The sequence below is a fragment of the Streptomyces sp. NPDC096311 genome, assembly GCF_044763085.1.
In the GTDB taxonomy this organism is placed as follows: domain Bacteria; phylum Actinomycetota; class Actinomycetes; order Streptomycetales; family Streptomycetaceae; genus Streptomyces.
The window spans coordinates 437,003-455,754 of the sequence record NZ_JBIWFN010000004.1; the positions used below are offsets into that span (position 1 = coordinate 437,003).

Consider the following 18,752-nt stretch of genomic DNA (forward strand, 5'->3'; position numbering starts at 1 on the left):
ACAGACGTAGGGTTGATCCCGGGAAGGCCTGCGGGAAGGCCGCTCCCAGACAGCCGCCTCGAAGGAGGTCCAGTTAAGTGACCAGCCAGGTCAGTAGCCCAGCGGAGCATGCCGACGGAGCCGTCGTAGGAGAACAGCGCAAACCGGCGAGGGCAAAGGAAACTCGCCGGCTCGACCGGGTGATCATCCGGTTCGCGGGTGACTCCGGTGATGGAATGCAACTCACCGGCGACCGCTTCACCTCCGAAACGGCGTCCTTCGGCAATGATCTTTCCACGCTGCCGAACTTCCCCGCCGAAATCCGAGCGCCCGCAGGCACACTGCCGGGCGTTTCTTCATTTCAGCTGCATTTCGCGGACCATGACATCCTCACTCCCGGTGACGCGCCGAATGTCCTGGTAGCCATGAACCCGGCCGCCCTGAAGGCGAACATCGGTGACGTGCCGCGTGGCGCGGAGATCATCGTCAACACGGACGAGTTCACCAAGCGGGCGATGGCGAAGGTCGGATACGCCGCCAGCCCGCTGGAGGACGGTTCGCTGGACGGGTACGCCGTCCATCCGGTCCCGCTGACGACGATGACGGTCGAGGCGCTCAAGGAGTTCGAGCTGTCCCGCAAGGAGGCCGAGCGCAGCAAGAACATGTTCGCGCTGGGCCTGCTGTCCTGGATGTACCACCGGCCCACCGAGGGCACCGAGAAGTTCCTGCGGAACAAGTTCGCGAAGAAGCCCGAGATCGCCGCCGCCAACATCGCCGCGTTCCGGGCGGGCTGGAACTTCGGCGAGACGACCGAGGACTTCGCGGTCTCCTACGAGGTCGCCCCGGCCGCCAAGACCTTCCCGACCGGCACCTACCGCAACATCTCCGGGAACCTGGCCCTGTCGTACGGCCTGATCGCCGCCTCCAAACAGGCGGACCTGCCCCTCTACCTGGGCTCCTACCCGATCACCCCGGCCTCCGACATCCTGCACGAGCTGAGCCGGCAGAAGAACTTCGGCGTGCGCACCTTCCAGGCCGAGGACGAGATCGCGGGCATCGGCGCGGCCCTGGGCGCGGCCTTCGGCGGCTCCCTCGCCGTCACCACCACCTCCGGGCCGGGCGTGGCGCTGAAGTCGGAGACCATCGGGCTCGCGGTCTCCCTCGAACTGCCACTGCTGGTCATCGACATCCAGCGCGGCGGGCCTTCCACGGGGCTGCCGACGAAGACGGAGCAGGCGGACCTGCTCCAGGCGATGTACGGGCGCAACGGAGAGGCCCCGGTCCCGGTGGTCGCCCCGTGCACGCCGACCGACTGCTTCGACGCCGCCCTGGAGGCGGCCCGGATCGCCCTCACCTACCGCACCCCCGTCCTCCTCCTCTCCGACGGCTACCTGGCCAACGGCTCCGAACCGTGGCGGATCCCGGAGGTCGACGAGCTTCCGGACCTGCGGGTGCAGTTCGCGCAAGGTCCGAACCACACCCTGGACGACGGCACCGAGGTGTTCTGGCCCTACAAGCGCGACCCGGGGACCCTGGCCCGCCCGTGGGCGATCCCGGGCACACCGGGACTCGAGCACCGCATCGGCGGCATCGAGAAGCAGGACGGCACGGGCAACATCTCCTACGACCCCGCCAACCACGACTTCATGGTCCGCACCCGCCAGGCGAAGATCGACGGCATCGAGGTCCCGGACATCGAGGTCGACGACCCCTCCGGCGAGGCCGACACCCTCGTTCTGGGCTGGGGTTCGACGTACGGACCCATCACCGCGGCGGTACGGCGACTGCGGGCGGCCGGGGAGAACATCGCGCAGGCCCATCTGCGCCACCTCAACCCCTTCCCCCGGAATCTCGGCGCGGTGCTGGGGCGTTACGAGAAGGTGGTGATCCCCGAGATGAACCTCGGCCAGCTCGCCACGCTCGTCCGGGCGAAGTACCTGGTCGACGCGCACTCCTACAACCAGGTCAACGGCATGCCGTTCAAGGCCGAACAGCTCGCCACGGCGCTCAAGGAGGCCATCGATGGCTGAGACGACCACAGGAAGCGCGGACACGATCGAAGCCCTCAGTCTGGTGCCCAAGGCCGAGGCCAGGCAGTCCATGAAGGACTTCAAGTCCGATCAGGAAGTGCGCTGGTGCCCCGGTTGCGGTGACTACGCAATCCTGGCCGCCGTACAGGGCTTCATGCCCGAGCTCGGCCTCGCCAAGGAGAACATCGTCTTCGTGTCGGGCATCGGCTGCTCGTCCCGCTTCCCGTACTACATGGACACGTACGGCATGCACTCCATCCACGGCCGCGCGCCCGCCATCGCGACGGGCCTCGCCTCCAGCAGGCGGGATCTGAGCGTGTGGGTGGTGACCGGTGACGGGGACGCCCTCTCCATCGGCGGCAACCATCTGATCCACGCGCTGCGCCGCAACGTGAACCTGAAGATCCTGCTGTTCAACAACCGGATCTACGGCCTCACCAAGGGGCAGTACTCGCCGACCTCCGAGGTCGGCAAGATCACCAAGTCGACGCCGATGGGCTCGCTGGACGCGCCCTTCAACCCGGTGTCCCTGGCCATCGGCGCGGAGGCGTCCTTCGTGGCCCGGACCGTGGACTCCGACCGCAAGCACCTCACCGACGTACTGCGGCAGGCCGCCGCCCACCCGGGCACGGCGCTGGTGGAGATCTACCAGAACTGCAACATCTTCAACGACGGCGCCTTCGAGGCCCTCAAGGACAAGCAGCAGGCCGAGGAGGCGGTGATCCGGCTCGAACACGGGCAGCAGATCCGCTTCGGCGCGGACCGCGACAAGGGTGTCGTACGGGATCAGCTGACCGGTGACCTGAAGGTCGTCACCGTCACCCCGGAGAACGAGGCACAGATCCTGGTCCACGACGCCCACTCCGCGTCCCCGACCACGGCCTTCGCGCTCTCCCGGCTGGCCGACCCGGACACCCTGCACCACACCCCGATCGGCGTCCTGCGCTCCGTGGAGCGGCCGGTCTACGACACCCAGATGGCCGACCAGCTCGACACGGCCATCGAACAGAACGGCAAGGGCGACCTCGCGACGCTCCTCGCGGGCGGGGACACCTGGACGGTCGTCGGCTGAGCGAGCCGACCGCTCGAGGCGTTCCTCAAGGCGTTGCTCAAAGCGTTCGTCGAGGCGTTCAAGAAGTTCCACGGGCCCGGGTGGCTGACACCCGGGCCTCGTCGTACGCGTGGCGGGACTTCTCCACGTCGTCCATCCGGTCCTTGGTCCAGACGGCCAGGGCGCGCACCTGCTCGGCGGCCTCGCGGCCCAGTTCGGTGAGCGAGTAGTCGACGCGGGGCGGGATCACGGGCTGCGCGTCACGGTGGACGAGACCGTCGCGCTCCAGGGTCTGGAGGGTCTGGGTGAGCATCTTCTCGCTGACCCGGCCGATCGCCCGGCGCAGCTCGCTGAAGCGGTAGGGGCGGTCGAGGAGCTCGATCAGTACGAGCACACCCCAGCGGCTGGTGACGTGCTCCAGGACCAGGCGGTACGGACACATCGCCTCGCCCGTGTCGTACTTGGAGACGGCCGCAGGCTTGGAGACGACCGCAGGCTTGGAGACGACCGCAGGCTTGGAGACGGCCGCAGTCTTGGACGCGGCCGGGGTGTCGGTGGATGCCTCTGCACTTACTCCCATGCCAGTACCTTACTTCAAAGTTGGTACTTTCGCAGAGTTAGCGCACCTCCTAGGGTTAGTGACAGACCCACCCCACAAGGAGCCAAGCCATGAGCATCGTCGTCACCGGAGCCACCGGACACCTCGGCCGCCACGTCATCGAGGGACTGCTGGAGAGGGTTCCGGCCGACCAGATCACCGCCGTCGTCCGCGACACGGAGAAGGCCGCCGGCTTCGCGGCCCGCGGCGTGAAGATCGCGGTCGCCGACTACAACGAGCCCGAGACCTTCGGAACCCTCTTCGCCGCCGGCGACAAGGTACTGCTCATCTCCGGCAACGAGTTCGACAAGGGCCGCGTGGCCCAGCACCAGGTCGTCCTGGACGCCGCCAAGGCCGCCGGGGTCTCGCTCTTCGCGTACACCAGCGCGCCGGGCACCCTCACCGCCGCCCTCGCCGACGACCACAAGGGCACCGAGAAGGCGATCCTGGAGTCGGGTGTGCCCTACGCCCTGCTGCGCAACGGCTGGTACAACGAGAACTACACCGAGAACCTCGCCCCGGTCCTCGAGTACGGCGCCGTCACCCAGGCCGCCGGCGACGGCAAGGTCGCCTCCGCCTCCCGCGCGGACTACGCGGCCGCCGCCGTGGCCGTACTGAGCGGCGAGGGCCACGAGAACAAGACGTACGAGCTGAGCGGCGACACCGCGTGGAGCTTCGCCGAGTACGCCGCCCTGGTGGCCGAGCGGTCCGGCAAGGAGATCGTCTACAACGCCGTCTCCGTCGAGGCGCTCACCGGCATCCTGACCGGCGCCGGACTGCCCGGCCCCCTCGCCGCGACCCTGGCGGGCGTCGACGCGTCCATCGAGAAGGGCGAGCTCGCGGGCACCAGCGGTGACCTGTCCCGGCTGACCGGCCGCCCGACCACGCCGGTCGCCGAGTCGATCGCGGCGGCGCTGAAGGGCTGACTCCCCCTCGGGCCCTGGCACCGTCGCCCTCCGAACCCCCGCCTGTCATGACCGTATAGCGATACGGGCATGACAGGCGGGGGTGCTCGACGCTACCTTCTTGGAGGCTGCACGGGAGCAGCTGTTCGAGAGGGAGGGCCGGTGGCCGTGCAGCAGGCGAAGAATTCGATGGGTGCGGCCGGCTCCGCTGGTTCCGGGGGCCCCGCCGGCTCCGCGGGTTCCGGGGGCCCCGCCGACTCGACGGGTCCCCTGATATCCAGGGCCGAGCAGCGCGTCGGTCTGTTGAACGGCTTCGCCGCGTACGGCATGTGGGGGCTCGTTCCGCTCTTCTGGCCGCTGCTGAAGCCGGCCGGAGCCCTCGAGATCCTCGCCCACCGGATGGTGTGGTCCCTCGCCGTGGTCGGCATCGCCCTGCTGGTGATGCGGCGCTGGGCCTGGCTCGGCGAGCTGCTGCGACAGCCGCGCAGGCTGGCGCTGATCAGCGTCGCGGCGGCCGTGATCACGGTCAACTGGGGCGTCTACATCTGGGCCGTGAACAGCGAGCACGTCGTCGAGGCGTCCCTCGGCTACTTCATCAACCCGCTCGTCACCATCGCCATGGGCGTCCTGCTGCTGAAGGAACGGCTGCGCCCCCTGCAGTGGACGGCGGTCGGTGTCGGCTTCTCCGCGGTGCTCGTCCTCACCATCGGGTACGGCCGGCCACCGTGGATCTCCCTCACCCTCGCCTTCTCCTTCGCCACGTACGGGCTGGTGAAGAAGAAGGTCAACCTCGGCGGGATCGAGTCACTCGCCGCCGAGACGGCGATCCAGTTCCTGCCCGCGCTCGCCTATCTGCTGTGGCTGGGTTCGAGCGGGGGCGCGACCTTCGGCACGGAGGGCGCGGGGCACGCGACGTTGCTCGCGGCGACGGGCGTGGTGACCGCACTTCCGCTGGTGTGCTTCGGCGCGGCCGCGATACGGGTGCCGTTGTCCACGCTGGGACTGCTGCAGTACCTCGCCCCGGTGTTCCAGTTCCTGCTCGGCATCCTCTACTTCCACGAGGCCATGCCGCCGGAGCGGTGGGCCGGGTTCGCGCTGGTCTGGCTCGCGCTGTCGCTGCTCACCTTCGACGCGCTGCGGACCGCGCGGCGGGCGGCTCGGGCGCTCAGGGCCGGGGCGCTCGCGGGTGCCGTCGCCGGCGTGCGGGGTGCCGCCGCCATGGACGCCAAGTCGTAGCGGGAGCGTGCGTGCAGTGAGCGTCGCCCGCCCCGGCGACCCGGGTTCGCCATGCGAACCACCCTGACCGGATTGCACTCTTGACGGAACGTCAGCCTCAGAAACACCATCAGGCACCTCATTCCCACAAGGAATCCGGAGCCCCCCACATGAAGCTCTCCGTTCCCGGGCGTGCCACCGGCGCCGTCGTCGTCGCGGCCGTCACGCTCCTCACCACCGGCGCGATAACCGGCGCGGCGCCGGCCCCCACCGCCGCGGCAGCCGCACCCGACATTCCCGTGGCCAACGTCAAGGCCCATCTCGCACAGCTGCAGTCCATCGCCACCGCCAACGGCGGCAATCGCGCACACGGCCGCACCGGCTACAAGGCCTCCATCGACTATGTGAAGGCGAAGCTGGACGCGGCCGGATTCAGCACGACCCTCCAGCAGTTCACGTCCTCCGGCCGCACCGGGTACAACCTGATCGCCGACTGGCCCGGCGGCGACGCCAACCAGGTCGTCATGGCGGGCTCCCACCTCGACAGCGTGACCGCGGGACCCGGCATCAACGACAACGGATCCGGGTCCGCCGCGATCCTGGAGACCGCGCTCGCCGTCTCCCGGGCCCAGTACCAGCCCACCAAGCACCTGCGGTTCGCCTGGTGGGGCGCGGAGGAGCTGGGGATGGTCGGCTCGAAGTACTACGTGAACAGCCTGTCCTCCGCGAACCGGGCGAAGATCAGCGACTATCTGAACTTCGACATGATCGGCTCACCGAACCCCGGCTACTTCGTCTACGACGACGACCCCACGATCGAGAAGACCTTCAAGGACTACTTCGCGGGCGTCGGCATCGCCACGGAGCCGGAGACCGAGGGTGACGGCCGCTCGGACCACTCCCCCTTCAAGAACGTGGGCGTCCCGGTCGGTGGTCTCTTCAGCGGCGCCGACTACATCAAGACGGCCGCCCAGGCCGCCAAGTGGGGCGGCACCTCCGGCCAGGCCTTCGACCGCTGCTACCACGCCTCCTGCGACACGGCGTCCAACATCGACGACACGGCGCTGAACCGGAACGCGGACGCGCTGGCGTACGCCGTGTGGACGCTGTCCTCCTAGGATTCCTGGGCTCCTAGGGCCCACTGGAGCTCCTCGTCCTCCCTGCCCTCCTAGGGGGTGTACGGGTTGTCCGCCAGGGAGCGGGCCCGGGCACGCTCCGCGAGGCGGGTCATGCGGGTGCGGGCCGACTCGAGCTGTTCGAGGTCGTCGGCGGCGGGGCCGCCGTCGGCCACGAGCTCGGCCCACAGCGTGATCAGGTCCTGCCCCAGGTTCAGCCCCTGCACGGGATCACGCACGGCGCGCCAGGCCGAGGCGGCGCTCTGTACGTTGCCGTACGCGGCCTCGGGGTCCTGGTGCCGCCTGCGGACCCGGGCGAGGTCGAGGGACAGGTGGAACGCCCGGAGCGGGTCACCGGCCAAATAGGCGATGTACGAGGTCAGCTCGCGCAGCCGCAGCACCTCCGGGTGCTCGGGGCCCAGCGACCGCGACGCGTCCGCGCCGACCCGCTGCGCCATCCCCGTGGCCTCTTCGATCCGGCCCATCTTCACGGCCTCGTTGATCCGCGCCACGGGCTCCACGAGGAACGCCGCGCCCTCCGTCTCCTGAACCGGTGCCAGCACGGACTCGGCGACGGCGTCGAAGCCGCGCGCGGGAGTGGGCTTCGGTTCCGGCTCGGGATCCATGACGGACATGGCCTCCATCGCGGGGGCCGGACGCTCAGGCGTCAGCCCCACGGGCGGCGGGCCGAACTCGCCCGTCGGAGCCACCGCGACGCCGGGGGCCGCGTCCCGCGTCGGCTCCGGCAGCGCCCGCAGCACATGCGTCGCCGCGGCCCCGGGCAGCGGCCGAGGCTCCGAGACCGGCACCCGCGGCGGCGCCGGTGGGGCCGCCGGCATCGCGGGAGGGGCAGCAGGCATCGCGGGAGGGGCTGCGGGCACCTCGGCCGGCGGCCCCACCCGTACCGGCTCGCCCGTGTACCGGCTCGACCCGTCCCCGTACACCTCCAGCGGTACGACGAAGCCGATCCGCTCGTCGTGGATGGTGGCGAGGACGGAGTGACCGGCGGCGAGGGCGAGTCGGTGGAGGTGGTTCAGGACGGCGGCCTGGACGGTCTCGCCTGGCACGACGCCGACCGGCACACCGCCGACCGTGACACCGCCCTCGCTTTCCCCCGCGGGCGCGGTGACCCACACCTCCAACGGGCCGGCACCGGGGCCGACCGCCGAGCGCTGCCGCTTGGATTCCCGCTTCTGTTCGCGGCTGAGTCGAGACATCGATTCCCTCACTCGGGTCGTACTTCCATGCGTCGACCTTGCCTCAAGATCCCGCCAGGTACATACAGTCAAGTCTCTCGGCTCACCACCGCTGCATGCGTCACTACGGCGTCACAGCCTCGTAAGAGTGGCCGATTACGCCGACAACGACCGAGGAGAGTGGTCAGGGTGATGCAGGGGAGCATGCGGCAGGAGGCGGAGAGACCCGAGATCTGGCTCCGCGGGCCGGTCGCCGACACAGTGGAACCCATTCTGTGGCCTGAACCCGGCGGGGGCGAACCCGGCCACGCCGTCGGTCCACGGCGGTTCGCCTGGGTCGCGACGCACGGCGGGGCCGGCACCACCACGCTCGCCGCGGTCTTCGGCGGCCATGACGCCGGGCGGAACTGGCCCCGGCCCGACCAGGGAGAACCGGGGTCGGTGCTCCTCGTCGGGCGTACGCACGCGGCGGGACTGGACGCCGTCTCGCACACGCTCGACACCTTCCGCCGGGGCGAGGCGCCCCCGGGGCTCGACCTCGACGCCGTGGTGCTGGTCGCGGACGCGCCCGGACGGCTGCCCCGCCCGCTCGCCCAGCGCGTCAAGGTGATCGATTCACTGATCGACGTGTATCAGGTGCCGTGGATCCCGGCGTGGCGGATCGGTGACCTCACCTCGGCGTTGCCCCGCGAGACGGCCGCGCTGGCCCGCCTGACGGGCGCTGCGCGCCTGCCCTGACCCGGGCAGGACCCCGACAGAACCCTGGATAGGCCGGATGCCGGTGGTCGGCGTCCGGCATCCGGCATCCGGCATCCGGCATCCGCCGTCCCTGTCTCCCGGCATGGACGTCACATGCGTATGCATATATTGTGTACGCATATAGTTGCGGGTCGTGGCGTTCCGCGGCCCGTCGCACGCGCACCCTGGGGGACCCATGAGCCGTCACTTCCTGTTCCTGCTCGGCAGCAGCCGCCCCGACGGCAACACCGAGCTGCTGGCCCGCCGGGCCGCCGAACAGTTGCCCGCGGATGTCGAACAGCGCTGGCTGAGCCTCGCCGAGCACGCGCTGCCCGACTTCGTGGACCTGCGGCGCGACAGCGACCACATACACCCGGCCGCGGGGAGCAATCCGGCGCTGCTGCTCGACGCCACCCTGGCGGCCACCGACATCGTGATCGCCTCGCCGCTGTACTGGTACTCGGTGTCCGGCCTCACCAAGCGCTACCTGGACTACTGGTCGGGCTGGCTGCGCACGCCCGGCGTCGACTTCAAGGCCAGGATGGCGGGGCGCACGCTCTGGGGCGTCACCGCGCTGGCGCACGAGGAGGAAGAGGTCGCCGACCCGCTGATCGGCACTCTCAATCACTCGGCCGCGTACCTGGGCATGCGTTTCGGCGGGGTCCTGCTCGGCAACGGCAGCAGGCCCGGTGACGTGCTGAAGGACACGGCCGCGCTGGCGCATGCGAAGACGTTCTTCGCACGGGAGGCACCACTCGCCCGCTACCCCTACGAGACGCACGACACGCAGGGCATGGCAGCCGCCGCGTGCTAGCGGCTACGCGGTGATGTCCTTCGCCGTGAACCGCGCCCACGCCGCCGAGCCGAACACCGCCGCGTACAGGCCCTGGAGTCCGAGATTGCGGACGAGGTCGTCCCAGTACACCGGGTCGCGCATGAGGTCGGCGAAGGACAGCCAGTAGTGGGAGAAGAAGTACGGCTGGAGGGCGTGGAGCTGGGGGATCTGGTCGAGGATCTGGATGGTGATGAGAAGGCCGACCGTCGTCGCCATCGCCGCGATGCCGCTGTTGGTCAGCGTCGAGACGAACAGGCCGAGGGCCGCGACGCCGATCAGTGACGCGGCGACGACCAGCGCGATGAGAAGCGCCCGCCCGAGCCCCTCGGTGAAGCTGATCCGGGTCCCGGAGATCGTCGTCAGCTCGCCCAGGGGGAAGAGCAGCGCGCCGACCGTGAGCGCCGAGAGCGCCACCACCAGGGTCGCGACCAGGCAGAACGTCATGGTGGTCGCGTACTTGGTGACAAGCAGGCGGGTACGGCCGGCGGGCGCGACCAGCAGGTAGCGCAGCGTCCCCGCGTTCGCCTCGCCCGCGATCGCGTCGCCCGCGATGACGCCGATGGCCATCGGCAGGAAGAAGGGGAGGGTCGCGGCGAGCGCCGTGAACACCAGGAACAGGCCGTTGTTGGTGATCTGCGAGATGAACGCCGGTCCTTCGCCGCCACCGCCCGCCGTCGAGCCGTCGCGCGTCTCTATCTTGATCGCGATGCCGATGAGGATCGGCACGGCCGCGAGCACGGCGAGCAGCGCGATGGTCCGCCAGCGCCGGAAGGTGGTGAGGAGCTCGCTGCGGAAGAGTCCGAAGGTCCACAGGGGGCTCGGTTTCCGTACCTCCGTGTCCCCGACGCGTACCGCCTCGGCTCCGGCCTCGACCTCAGCCCGCGACATCGAACCCCTCCCCTGTCAGCGCCACGAACGCGTCCTCCAGTGAGGCCCGTTCGACGCCGAAGCCACGGACGCGGACGCCCGCCGTGACCAACGCGGCGTTCAGTTCGGCGAGTTCGCGGTCCGGAGGTTCGGCACTCACGCCCGTCTCCGTCACGACGAGATCCGTGACTCCTTGTTCCTTCAGTACACGCGCCGCGTCCCCGGGGTCCGGGGTGGTCACGACCAGCCGGCCCCGCGCCCCCGCCGCGAGCTCCGCCACCGGGCCCTGGGTGATCAGCCGCCCCTGTGCCATCACGGCGGCGTGCGTGCACACCTGCTCGATCTCGTCGAGCAGGTGTGAGGAGAGGAAGACGGTCGTGCCGTCCGAGGCCAGCTCCCTCACGAGGGAACGGATCTCGCGCATGCCCTGCGGGTCGAGGCCATTGGTCGGCTCGTCCAGGACGAGCAGGCGGCGGGGCTGGAGCAGCGCGGCCGCGAGCCCGAGCCGCTGCTTCATGCCGAGCGAGTACGCCTTCGCCTTCTTGCCCGCGGCCGCGGTGAGTCCGACCCGGTCGAGGGCGGCCTCGACGCGGGTCCGCCGGGTGCGCGGGTCGGCGGTCGGGTCGGCGGCGTCGTACCGGAGGAGGTTGTCGCGTCCGGAGAGGAAGCCGTACAGCGCGGGGCCCTCGATGAGGGCGCCCACGTGCGGGAGCACGGCGCGGGTGGCGCGGGGCATGGGCTGCCCCAGCACACGCGCCGTGCCCGAGGTCGGCTCGATCAGGCCCATCAGCATGCGGATGGTGGTGGTCTTGCCCGAGCCGTTGGGTCCGAGGAAGCCGAAGACACTACCCGCCGGGACGGTCAGATCGAGGCCGTCCACGGCGAGCTGTCCGCCGCGGAAGCGCTTGGTGAGCGCGCGGGTGGCGATCACCGTGCCCTCGTCGGACCGCTCCTCCATGGGCTCCCTCGTTTCGGCTTCGTCCGTACGTCGGTTCCGTATGCCGGTTCCGTACGTCAGTTCCGTACGTCAGTTCCGTACGTCAGTTCCGTACGTCAGTTCCGTACGTACGGTACTCAGTGGGCCGCGTTGGCCGCCTTCACCAGCGCGTCCTTGGTGACCGCACCGGCGTACACCTTGCCGTCGTCCGTGATCAGCGCGTTGACCAGGCGGGTCGAGAAGACCGTGCCCGAGCCGAACTTGCCCTTGACGTGGTCACCAAGGGAGTTCAGGAACCCGGAGACGTCGCCGCCCTCGGACGAGGAGCCGGAGGGCATCCCCTGGCCGCCCGTGTCGAACTCCGCGATGGTGTTCCAGCCCTTGCCGATGGTCTTCAGACCGTCGAGCCCCTTGCCGAGGTCACCACGGTTCGGAGCGGACTCCGGGGCCTTGGTGTCCTTGCCATCCTTGCCCTCGGTGACCTTCGCACCCTTCGGCGGGGTGAAGTCGAAGGTCGAGGCGGCCGGCTTGGCGAAGGCGACCTGGGTGAACCCGGCGTCCACAACGGCCGCGCCGCCACCCGTCGGGACCAGCGTGAACTTCAGCGGCACCCCGGTCTTCGCGTCCACCGCGACGGTGATCGCGCCGACCGTGGAACCGGACTGCTTCGGCTTGATGAGCAGCTTGTAGGCGTCACGGCCCGCGACCTGCGCCGTGCCGTCGACCGTCACGGAGGTCGTGTCGTCGACCGACTTCAGGGCCTCGTCGGCGAGCTCCTTGGGCGTCGTCGGGACGTCCTTCGGCGCCTTCTCCTGGCCCTTTTCGGCTTCGGGGGCCGTCGAGTGGTACACCTCGTTCGACTTGCTGTCGTACGCCCACACGTCGTTGCCGTTGTGGATGATGCTGTACTCGGCGGCGTTCTCCAGGACGGAGACCTTGGCCTTGCCCGGGCCGTCGGCCGCGACGCGCACCGTGTGCGTGCCGGAGGCCAGCTCCATGAGCTTGGACTGCGGGTCGGCGGAGGAGCCGTCGGACCCCTTGGTGGCGCCGGACAGCATGCCGCTCTCCAGGCCGCCCAGGCTGGGCAGTCCAAGATCGGTGCTGACCTTGACCGTGCCGGACAGCTGCTGGACGTCCGACTTGGCGATCTTCTCGATGAGCTGCTCTGCGGTGATCTTCGGCAGGCTGGGGTCGCCGGAGTCGGCGAGCGCCGGGACGAGCCCGATGGTCGCGGCCGCCACCCCCACCACTGCGACCGGAACGACGTAACGAGCCGCCTTGCGCCGGCCTGCGCGGACGTCGTCGGCCTCGTCGGGCAGCCCTTCCGCCCCGGCGGTCCTGTCGGATTCGTACGGTGCCATGTGTGCCTTACCTCCGTCGTCGGCGGCGGCCTACCGTCCTCACTTCTCCACCCCTATAGCCGCCATTCTCACCCGAACCGGTGAGGAGTGGTGTTCTCAATCTGACCAAATCGTCCGACGAGAAGCGTCAGACCCCGGACTCAACTCCACGTAGTCCTGCGGTATGACGTGAGGAGGCGGTGGCTCCCCCGACCCGTAGGGGTTGGGGAAACCACCGCCTGAGCCTCACAGCGCCCCGGTACCCGTCAGCGCTGCACGAACACGTAGTCCGCCTGGTAGGGCACGCCCACGATCGTGCCCGGCGAGCAGGAGCCGGCCGGGGCGACGCCGCCCACGGTATTGAGCCGCAGGATTTCCTGCGTGCCGGCCAGCAGACCGCGGTGCTTGCCGGACCTGGTGGCCTTGAGGTCCAGCTCGGCGATGTTCTTGTCGCCGTTCGGAGTCTTGGAGATCACCGCTCCGGTGACCGCGCTGCGGTCGGGCGCGACCCATTGCGGCGTACCGGAGTTGGGCTTCACGAACGTGTGCACGATGTCGCCACCGAGCAGCGCTGCGACGTCACGCTGAGCGAAGGCGTAGCCACCGCCCTCGGCGGGCTTGCACTCGTAGATCTGCTTGCCCTTGACCACGGACGCCTGGAAGTTGCCCAGGGCGTCACGGAAGTCGAAGGAGCCGGTGACCTTGTGGAGCTGGCCGCGGACGGCTCCACCCGGGAACTCGGCGGTGTGCAGATTGGCGTAGAACGCCCCCGGGTCGTTCTTCAACCGCTCCAGCAGGGCGGCATCCTTCACCTTCACGGTGCCGACCACGTGGTGGCCCTTGATCCTGCCGAGCAGCCCGCTGAAGTCGATCTTGACGCCACCGTTGGTGCCCTTGGCGCCCTGGTGGATGTGGAGCATGGTCGGCCTGCCGGTGCCGCGCCAGGTCACGGCGACGGACACCTTGTCGCCCTTGACCTTGATGAACTCCAGGGCCGCGCCGTCCTTGTCGCCGACGGCGGGGCCGCCCTGGACGGGCACCTCGTTGGCGCCACGGAGGCTGCTGGCGAAGATGATGCCGCCGCTGCCGCCGACGACTCCGCTCTGCGCGACGATGGTCTGGTCGCCGTGCGTCGAGTGGCTCATGCCGCCGTGGCCACCGTGGTGGCTGCCAGCGGCGGCGACCGCCGGGACGACGGCGGCGGCGACACCAGCCGCGGCTGCCACCGCGACACCGGCCATGACCAGGCCCTTGCGACGCATGTCCGACATGGCATTGAACGTGGCGTTCGATTCCATGATTCTTTTTTCTCCCCGTAATGCAGCCGACGCCCCCTGCGTCAGCTTCTGTACGGGAGTACGGACTGATTCCTACCCTGGACTCAATCCAACAATGTGACGTGCGCCACAGGGCGGAGGGCCTCTTTACCCGCCCCGGGCAGGACGTACGTCAGTGGCTCGCTCCGGGCACCTAGCCGGCCCGGTGCACCACCGCGTCCACCAGCTCCATGAGCGCCGCCTTCGCATCGCACTCGGGGAGCGGAACGAGCGCGGCGCGGGCCTCCTCCGCGTATCGCACGGTGTCACGGCGGGCCTGCTCCAGCGCGGGATGCGTCCGCAGCAGGGCCAGCGCCTCCGCGTGCCGGTCGTCGTCCGTGAGGTCGGAGGCAAGCAGCTCGCACAGCGCGATGTCCTCGGCGAGACCGAGCCGCTCCGCCCGCTCACGCAGCCGCAGCACCGGCAGCGTGGCGATGCCCTCGCGCAGGTCCGTACCCGGCGTCTTCCCGGACTCGTGCGAGTCGGAGGCGATGTCCAGCACATCGTCCGCGAGCTGGAAGGCGACGCCCAGCCGCTCCCCGTACTGCGTCAGCACGTCCACGACCGTCTCGTCGGCGCCCGACATCATCGCGCCGAACCGGCACGCCACGGCGACCAGCGAGCCGGTCTTGCCGCCGAGCACGTCGAGGTAGTGGTCGACCGGGTCGCGCCCGTCGCGCGGTCCCGCCGTCTCCAGGATCTGTCCGGTGACGAGCCGCTCGAACGCCTCGGCCTGGATACGGACGGCCTCGGGCCCGAGGTCGGCCAGGGTGTGGGACGCGCGCGCGAAGAGGAAGTCGCCGGTGAGCACGGCGACCGAGTTGCCCCAGCGGGTGTTCGCGCTGGGCACGCCGCGCCGCGCGTCGGCCTCGTCCATCACGTCGTCGTGGTACAGGGTGGCGAGATGGGTCAGCTCGACGACCACGGCCGAGGGCACGACACCCGGCGCGTAGGGGTCACCGAACTGCGCGGCGAGCATCACGAGCAGCGGACGGAACCGCTTCCCGCCGGCGCGCAGCAGGTGCTGCGCGGCCTCTGTGATGAAGGGGACCTCGCTCTTGGTGACTTCGAGCAAGCCCTCCTCCACAGCCGTCAATCCGGCCTGGACATCGGCTTCGAGAGCCTGGTCCCGCACGCTCAGCCCGAACGGCCCGACGACGGTCACGAGAGGTTCTCCTGTCTGCTGACGATCACATGGCGAACTCGGTCGATCATTCGGTCGATGACACGGTTTGTCGATGTGTCGCTGCCATCACTCAAGTCAGCGTATCCGGTCACGTTTCGATCACCACGAGCGCCCACCGTCCCCACTGTCGACTTCCTCCCGACTTCCCTCTCCCCCGCCACCCGATGTCCCCCGAGCGGCAGACAGTCCCGCACCCGGGCGGTACGGGATCACGGGCGCTATGTTCTTGATCAGTCGATACGACCTGACATGAGACGTATTGACTGATCGGACGTTGTTGAGGGCCGACCGCCGACGACGACCGGAGCACCGAGGACGACCCCAGGGCACCAAGGACACCGAGGACACCCAGGACACCGTGATGAGCATGCACATCCGTACGTCCTTCTCGCACGAGACGACTCACGAGGATCTGTGGATCCCTCTCCCGGACGGCACCCGCCTGCGCGCGCGTGGCGCCCGCTGACCGACGCGCCCGTCCCCGCGCTCCTCGAATATCTCCCGGACCGGCTCACCGACCGGACCGCGCCACGCGACTGGCAGCGCCACCCCTGGTACGCGGGCCACGGCTACACCTCCGTCCGGGTGGATGCCCGCGGTTACGGCAACTCGGAGGGCGTGCCGACGGACCCGTACGGGGAGAGTGAGCGGGCCGACGGGGTGGAAGTGATCCACTGGCTGGCGGACCGGCCCTGGTGCAGCGGCGCGGTGGGCATGTTCGGCGTCTCCCGGGGCGGCTTCACCTCCCTCCGGATCGCGACCCTCGCGCCCGAACCGCTCAAGGCGATCGGCACGGTCTGTGGGACCCGACGATCCCTATGACAACGACGATCCCTATGACAACGACAGGCATCGCATGGGAGGTTCCGTCCTCGCCGTCGAGACGCCTTCCCGGGCGGCGACGGCGCTCGCCGACGTCGCCCGTCCGCCGGATCCGGCGCACGGGGGCCGGGCGATGTGGCGCGACATGTGGGTGAAGCGCCTGGAGACGGCGGAGCCGTTCATCCATACGTGGCTGTCCCACCCGAACCGGGACGCGTACTGGCGCCACGCCGGTGTGCGCGAGGACGGGGGATACGGCGGGATCCGGGCCGCCGTGCGCGAGGTGGGCGGCTGGCACGACCCGTACTGCGACACGGTGCTGCGGCTGGTCGAACGCCTTCCCGTCGACCGTGTGCGCGGCCTGATCGACCCCTGGTGCCACCCGTACCCGACCGGGGCCTGCCGCCGGGCCCGGCGATCGGTTTCCTCCAGGAGACGCTGAGGTGGTGGGACCACTGGCTCAGACCGACCGGTACGCGCGTCACCGAGCCCGGGCCTGCCGCCGACCCCGACCGCGGCCCCGGCCCCGGCCCCGGCCCCGACGCGATCGGCCATCCTGGCCTCGGCGTGATCAACAATCCCGGACTCGGCGTGGATGACAATCCCGACCCCGGTGCGACCGCCGATCCGGGCCCTGGCGTGGACGGCGATCCAGGGCCCGGCGTGGATGACGATCCGGACCCCGGAGGGACGACGACCCAGTGCCCGGAGTGGACGGCGATCCGGACCCCGGCGTGAGCAACCGTGACGTCATGGCGGAGCCCCTCCCGCCCTCCTACGTCCTGGCCGCGCACCCCCGGCGACGACGTACCCGTCCGTTCCCGGCCACTGGGTGGGCGACGCCGCCTGCCCCTCCCCCTCCGTGACCCCGATCGCGTACGCACTGCGGGGCGCACCGGTGCTGGTGCGCTCCCCTCAGCACACGGGCGTGGACGCGGGCCGTTTCCGCCCCGTCGGGAACGACGCGGACCTGCCGCCGAACCAGCGGGAGGAGGACGCGAGATCGGCCTGCTTCGAGTTCGAGGTCCCGGGGGAGACCTGGATCCTGGGGCGCCCCAGGGTCCGCCTCCGCCTGACGTCCCACTCCCCCTGGGGCCAGGTGATCGCCCGGGTGTGCGACGTCGCTGCCGACGGTTCCTCGACGCTGGTGACCCGGGGTGCTCTGAACCTGACAGCGCGCTACGGCCCCGACCAGGCGGTCTCCTGGAAACCGGGCTCTACGGAGGACGTGCTTTTCGACCTGACCGCCATCGGCCCCGCATTCCCACCCGGCCACCGCATCCGGCTCTCCCTGTCCACCGCCTGCTGGCCGTGGATCTGGCCCCAGCCGGGCTCGACGGCGGGGTTCGTCCTGGACCCGGCGGGCAGTTCCCTCGAACTTCCGGTGCGAGCAAGGGAGTCGGACCTGAGGATCACCTTCGAGGAGCCGGAGCAGTCCGAACCCCTGGGAGTGACATCCCCGGCCACCTTTGACGAGCCCCGCCCCGAGCGCCTGGTCGCCCGTGACGTGGCGAGGGGCGAGTGGCGACTGGAGGTCGACCCTCGCCAGGACGGCACCCGTGTCCACCCGGACGACCTCGAACGCACGGAGGACGCCCGGGACACGTACACCATCCACGAGCCGGACCCGCTCTCCGCCCGCACCCGCTCGACGAGGTCGATCCGTCCGCACCGCCCGGAGCTGCCCTGGGACGCCCAGGTCGAGACACGCTCCGAACTCAGCTGCGACGCCCGGGAGTTCATCACCTCGAACGAGCTGACCTGCAAGGACGGCAACGAGGTGGTCTTCCATCGGACCTGGGAGAGAAGAATCCCCCGGACGGCTGACTGGAGACCCGGCCGCGGCATGGGCAACCCTGCAGAGCATGGCGCGGACCGGTGAGTTCCTGATGGCCCTGGACGAGGGGACGCTCGCGTACTTCCGCGAGATGGCCGACGAGATGGTCACGCGTTTCGGGATCCCCCGGGCCGAGGCGGTGGCGAGGATCAACAGGGCTTACGCGGGGCAGGAGTTCGGGTCCTACCCGGACCTGATGTGCCACGAACTCCCCGAATACTGGGCCTACGGCCTCTACTTCAAGCCCCATGCACGCCGGCTGCCCGACGACGACCCCGACACGGACCTGTCCGTGTGGGAGGTCCGCCCGGCTCCGCCCGCGGGCTCACCGGCCTGGACACTCGAAGCGTGATGTCCGATTTGCCGTCAGTGCCGCTTTATTTCCGCTTGGCCGCGTGAATTGGGTCACTCCCATGCGAAGTGGGCTCTTTATCCCCTCTTGACGACTCCCCCTTTGCATAAGGCAAGTTGAGCGTCGCGTTCCGGATTAATCGGGCATTTTCTCCCCCGTATCACCCAGGTGAAAGCGATCTACACCGGGAAATGAGGGCTTGTTCCGGACATGTGCTCTCGCATACGTTCACGTCGATCCGGACGGACCGCCCAATCCAGCCGCCGACCGGAATATCCCAGCCACCCACACACACGCACGGCAGGAGCGGGGGACCCAGGTAAGCCGCCGATCCGGACACCGGAACGGCTAGGGGTGACGTCGCACACACCGTGCGGCCGGGCAGCTCCCGCCCGAACCCGACAGCTCACTTCGCAGGCGCCGGAGAGGAATT

Annotated in this window: 15 protein-coding genes, 1 pseudogene and 1 riboswitch; of the genes and pseudogenes, 9 read left to right on the forward strand and 7 right to left on the reverse strand. The window is 69.8% G+C overall.

All coding sequences use genetic code 11. The features are described from left to right. Window positions 1-77 precede the first annotated feature (77 nt). Window positions 78-2,009 (forward strand): 2-oxoacid:acceptor oxidoreductase subunit alpha, encoded by a 1,932-nt coding sequence (locus ACIRA5_RS13610; RefSeq protein ID WP_403690468.1) that lies wholly within the window; start codon window positions 78-80, stop codon window positions 2,007-2,009. Further along, entirely contained in the window at window positions 2,002-3,081 is a 1,080-nt protein-coding gene (locus ACIRA5_RS13615) for a 2-oxoacid:ferredoxin oxidoreductase subunit beta (protein ID WP_352046375.1), read from the forward strand. Before ACIRA5_RS13610 ends, ACIRA5_RS13615 begins: the two co-directional genes overlap by 8 nt. Before the next feature lie 58 nt (window positions 3,082-3,139). On the opposite strand, the gene ACIRA5_RS13620 is transcribed toward ACIRA5_RS13615, so the two are convergent. Next, the gene (locus tag ACIRA5_RS13620) at window positions 3,140-3,502 is read right to left on the reverse strand and encodes a winged helix-turn-helix transcriptional regulator (protein ID WP_403690714.1); all 363 of its coding nucleotides are present in this window, start codon (window positions 3,500-3,502) and stop codon (window positions 3,140-3,142) included. A gap of 227 nt (window positions 3,503-3,729) precedes the next feature. Here ACIRA5_RS13620 and ACIRA5_RS13625 point away from each other — a divergent pair, with 227 nt between their 5' ends. The 3 genes from ACIRA5_RS13625 (at window position 3,730) to ACIRA5_RS13635 (ending at window position 6,896) form a co-directional block, all read left to right on the forward strand. Then, complete coding sequence (locus ACIRA5_RS13625) at window positions 3,730-4,584, forward strand: SDR family oxidoreductase (protein ID WP_403690470.1); 855 nt, start codon at window positions 3,730-3,732, stop codon at window positions 4,582-4,584. Window positions 4,585-4,752: 168 nt separating this feature from the next. Continuing rightward, complete coding sequence (gene rarD / locus ACIRA5_RS13630; RefSeq protein WP_403690716.1) at window positions 4,753-5,799, forward strand: EamA family transporter RarD; 1,047 nt, start codon at window positions 4,753-4,755, stop codon at window positions 5,797-5,799. A 149-nt stretch (window positions 5,800-5,948) separates the two neighbouring features. After that, window positions 5,949-6,896, forward strand: a complete 948-nt coding sequence (locus ACIRA5_RS13635; RefSeq protein WP_403690473.1) for a M28 family metallopeptidase — start codon at window positions 5,949-5,951, stop codon at window positions 6,894-6,896. A gap of 50 nt (window positions 6,897-6,946) precedes the next feature. Here the strand turns inward: ACIRA5_RS13635 and ACIRA5_RS13640 are convergent, their stop codons facing one another. Further along, a complete protein-coding gene (locus tag ACIRA5_RS13640) occupies window positions 6,947-8,110 on the reverse strand; it encodes a tetratricopeptide repeat protein (protein ID WP_403690475.1) in 1,164 nt (387 codons plus the stop codon). Between the two features lie 171 nt (window positions 8,111-8,281). On the opposite strand from ACIRA5_RS13640, the gene ACIRA5_RS13645 reads away from it, so the two are divergent. Both ACIRA5_RS13645 and ACIRA5_RS13650 read left to right on the forward strand, forming a co-directional pair. Continuing rightward, entirely contained in the window at window positions 8,282-8,827 is a 546-nt protein-coding gene (locus tag ACIRA5_RS13645) for a DUF6668 family protein (RefSeq protein WP_403690477.1), read from the forward strand. A gap of 196 nt (window positions 8,828-9,023) precedes the next feature. Continuing rightward, complete coding sequence (locus ACIRA5_RS13650; RefSeq protein ID WP_403690480.1) at window positions 9,024-9,641, forward strand: flavodoxin family protein; 618 nt, start codon at window positions 9,024-9,026, stop codon at window positions 9,639-9,641. A 3-nt stretch (window positions 9,642-9,644) separates the two neighbouring features. Here the strand turns inward: ACIRA5_RS13650 and ACIRA5_RS13655 are convergent, their stop codons facing one another. From ACIRA5_RS13655 to ACIRA5_RS13675, 5 genes are all read right to left on the reverse strand, one after another. Then, on the reverse strand, window positions 9,645-10,550 hold the full coding sequence (locus ACIRA5_RS13655) for an ABC transporter permease (RefSeq protein ID WP_403690483.1): 906 nt from the start codon (window positions 10,548-10,550) through the stop codon (window positions 9,645-9,647). Further along, the gene (locus ACIRA5_RS13660; RefSeq protein ID WP_403690486.1) at window positions 10,537-11,487 is read right to left on the reverse strand and encodes an ABC transporter ATP-binding protein; all 951 of its coding nucleotides are present in this window, start codon (window positions 11,485-11,487) and stop codon (window positions 10,537-10,539) included. Before ACIRA5_RS13660 ends, ACIRA5_RS13655 begins: the two co-directional genes overlap by 14 nt. A gap of 116 nt (window positions 11,488-11,603) precedes the next feature. Beyond that, on the reverse strand, window positions 11,604-12,827 hold the full coding sequence (locus ACIRA5_RS13665) for an outer membrane lipoprotein carrier protein LolA (protein WP_403690488.1): 1,224 nt from the start codon (window positions 12,825-12,827) through the stop codon (window positions 11,604-11,606). A gap of 245 nt (window positions 12,828-13,072) precedes the next feature. Next, entirely contained in the window at window positions 13,073-14,077 is a 1,005-nt protein-coding gene (locus ACIRA5_RS13670; RefSeq protein ID WP_403690490.1) for a CHRD domain-containing protein, read from the reverse strand. A gap of 199 nt (window positions 14,078-14,276) precedes the next feature. Beyond that, window positions 14,277-15,287, reverse strand: coding sequence for a polyprenyl synthetase family protein (locus ACIRA5_RS13675; protein ID WP_352046364.1), 1,011 nt, complete (start codon window positions 15,285-15,287; stop codon window positions 14,277-14,279). A gap of 388 nt (window positions 15,288-15,675) precedes the next feature. Here ACIRA5_RS13675 and ACIRA5_RS13680 point away from each other — a divergent pair. Next, a pseudogene (locus ACIRA5_RS13680) lies at window positions 15,676-18,012 on the forward strand (CocE/NonD family hydrolase). Beyond that, window positions 17,996-18,319, forward strand: coding sequence for a hypothetical protein (locus ACIRA5_RS13685; RefSeq protein WP_403690494.1), 324 nt, complete (start codon window positions 17,996-17,998; stop codon window positions 18,317-18,319). Before ACIRA5_RS13680 ends, ACIRA5_RS13685 begins: the two are co-directional and overlap by 17 nt. Before the next feature lie 272 nt (window positions 18,320-18,591). Beyond that, window positions 18,592-18,752, forward strand: a riboswitch (cyclic di-AMP (ydaO/yuaA leader).

Coding starts and splice junctions, on each gene's coding strand:
- ACIRA5_RS13615 (WP_352046375.1), top strand. CDS start 2,002: ATGGCTGAGACGACCACAGGAAGCGCGGACACGATCGAAGCCCTCAGT.
- ACIRA5_RS13620 (WP_403690714.1), bottom strand. CDS start 3,502: ATGTGTCCGTACCGCCTGGTCCTGGAGCACGTCACCAGCCGCTGGGGT.
- ACIRA5_RS13625 (WP_403690470.1), top strand. CDS start 3,730: ATGAGCATCGTCGTCACCGGAGCCACCGGACACCTCGGCCGCCACGTC.
- rarD (WP_403690716.1), top strand. CDS start 4,753: ATGGGTGCGGCCGGCTCCGCTGGTTCCGGGGGCCCCGCCGGCTCCGCG.
- ACIRA5_RS13635 (WP_403690473.1), top strand. CDS start 5,949: ATGAAGCTCTCCGTTCCCGGGCGTGCCACCGGCGCCGTCGTCGTCGCG.
- ACIRA5_RS13640 (WP_403690475.1), bottom strand. CDS start 8,110: ATGTCTCGACTCAGCCGCGAACAGAAGCGGGAATCCAAGCGGCAGCGC.
- ACIRA5_RS13645 (WP_403690477.1), top strand. CDS start 8,282: ATGCAGGGGAGCATGCGGCAGGAGGCGGAGAGACCCGAGATCTGGCTC.
- ACIRA5_RS13650 (WP_403690480.1), top strand. CDS start 9,024: ATGAGCCGTCACTTCCTGTTCCTGCTCGGCAGCAGCCGCCCCGACGGC.
- ACIRA5_RS13655 (WP_403690483.1), bottom strand. CDS start 10,550: ATGTCGCGGGCTGAGGTCGAGGCCGGAGCCGAGGCGGTACGCGTCGGG.
- ACIRA5_RS13660 (WP_403690486.1), bottom strand. CDS start 11,487: ATGGAGGAGCGGTCCGACGAGGGCACGGTGATCGCCACCCGCGCGCTC.
- ACIRA5_RS13665 (WP_403690488.1), bottom strand. CDS start 12,827: ATGGCACCGTACGAATCCGACAGGACCGCCGGGGCGGAAGGGCTGCCC.
- ACIRA5_RS13670 (WP_403690490.1), bottom strand. CDS start 14,077: ATGTCGGACATGCGTCGCAAGGGCCTGGTCATGGCCGGTGTCGCGGTG.
- ACIRA5_RS13685 (WP_403690494.1), top strand. CDS start 17,996: ATGGCGCGGACCGGTGAGTTCCTGATGGCCCTGGACGAGGGGACGCTC.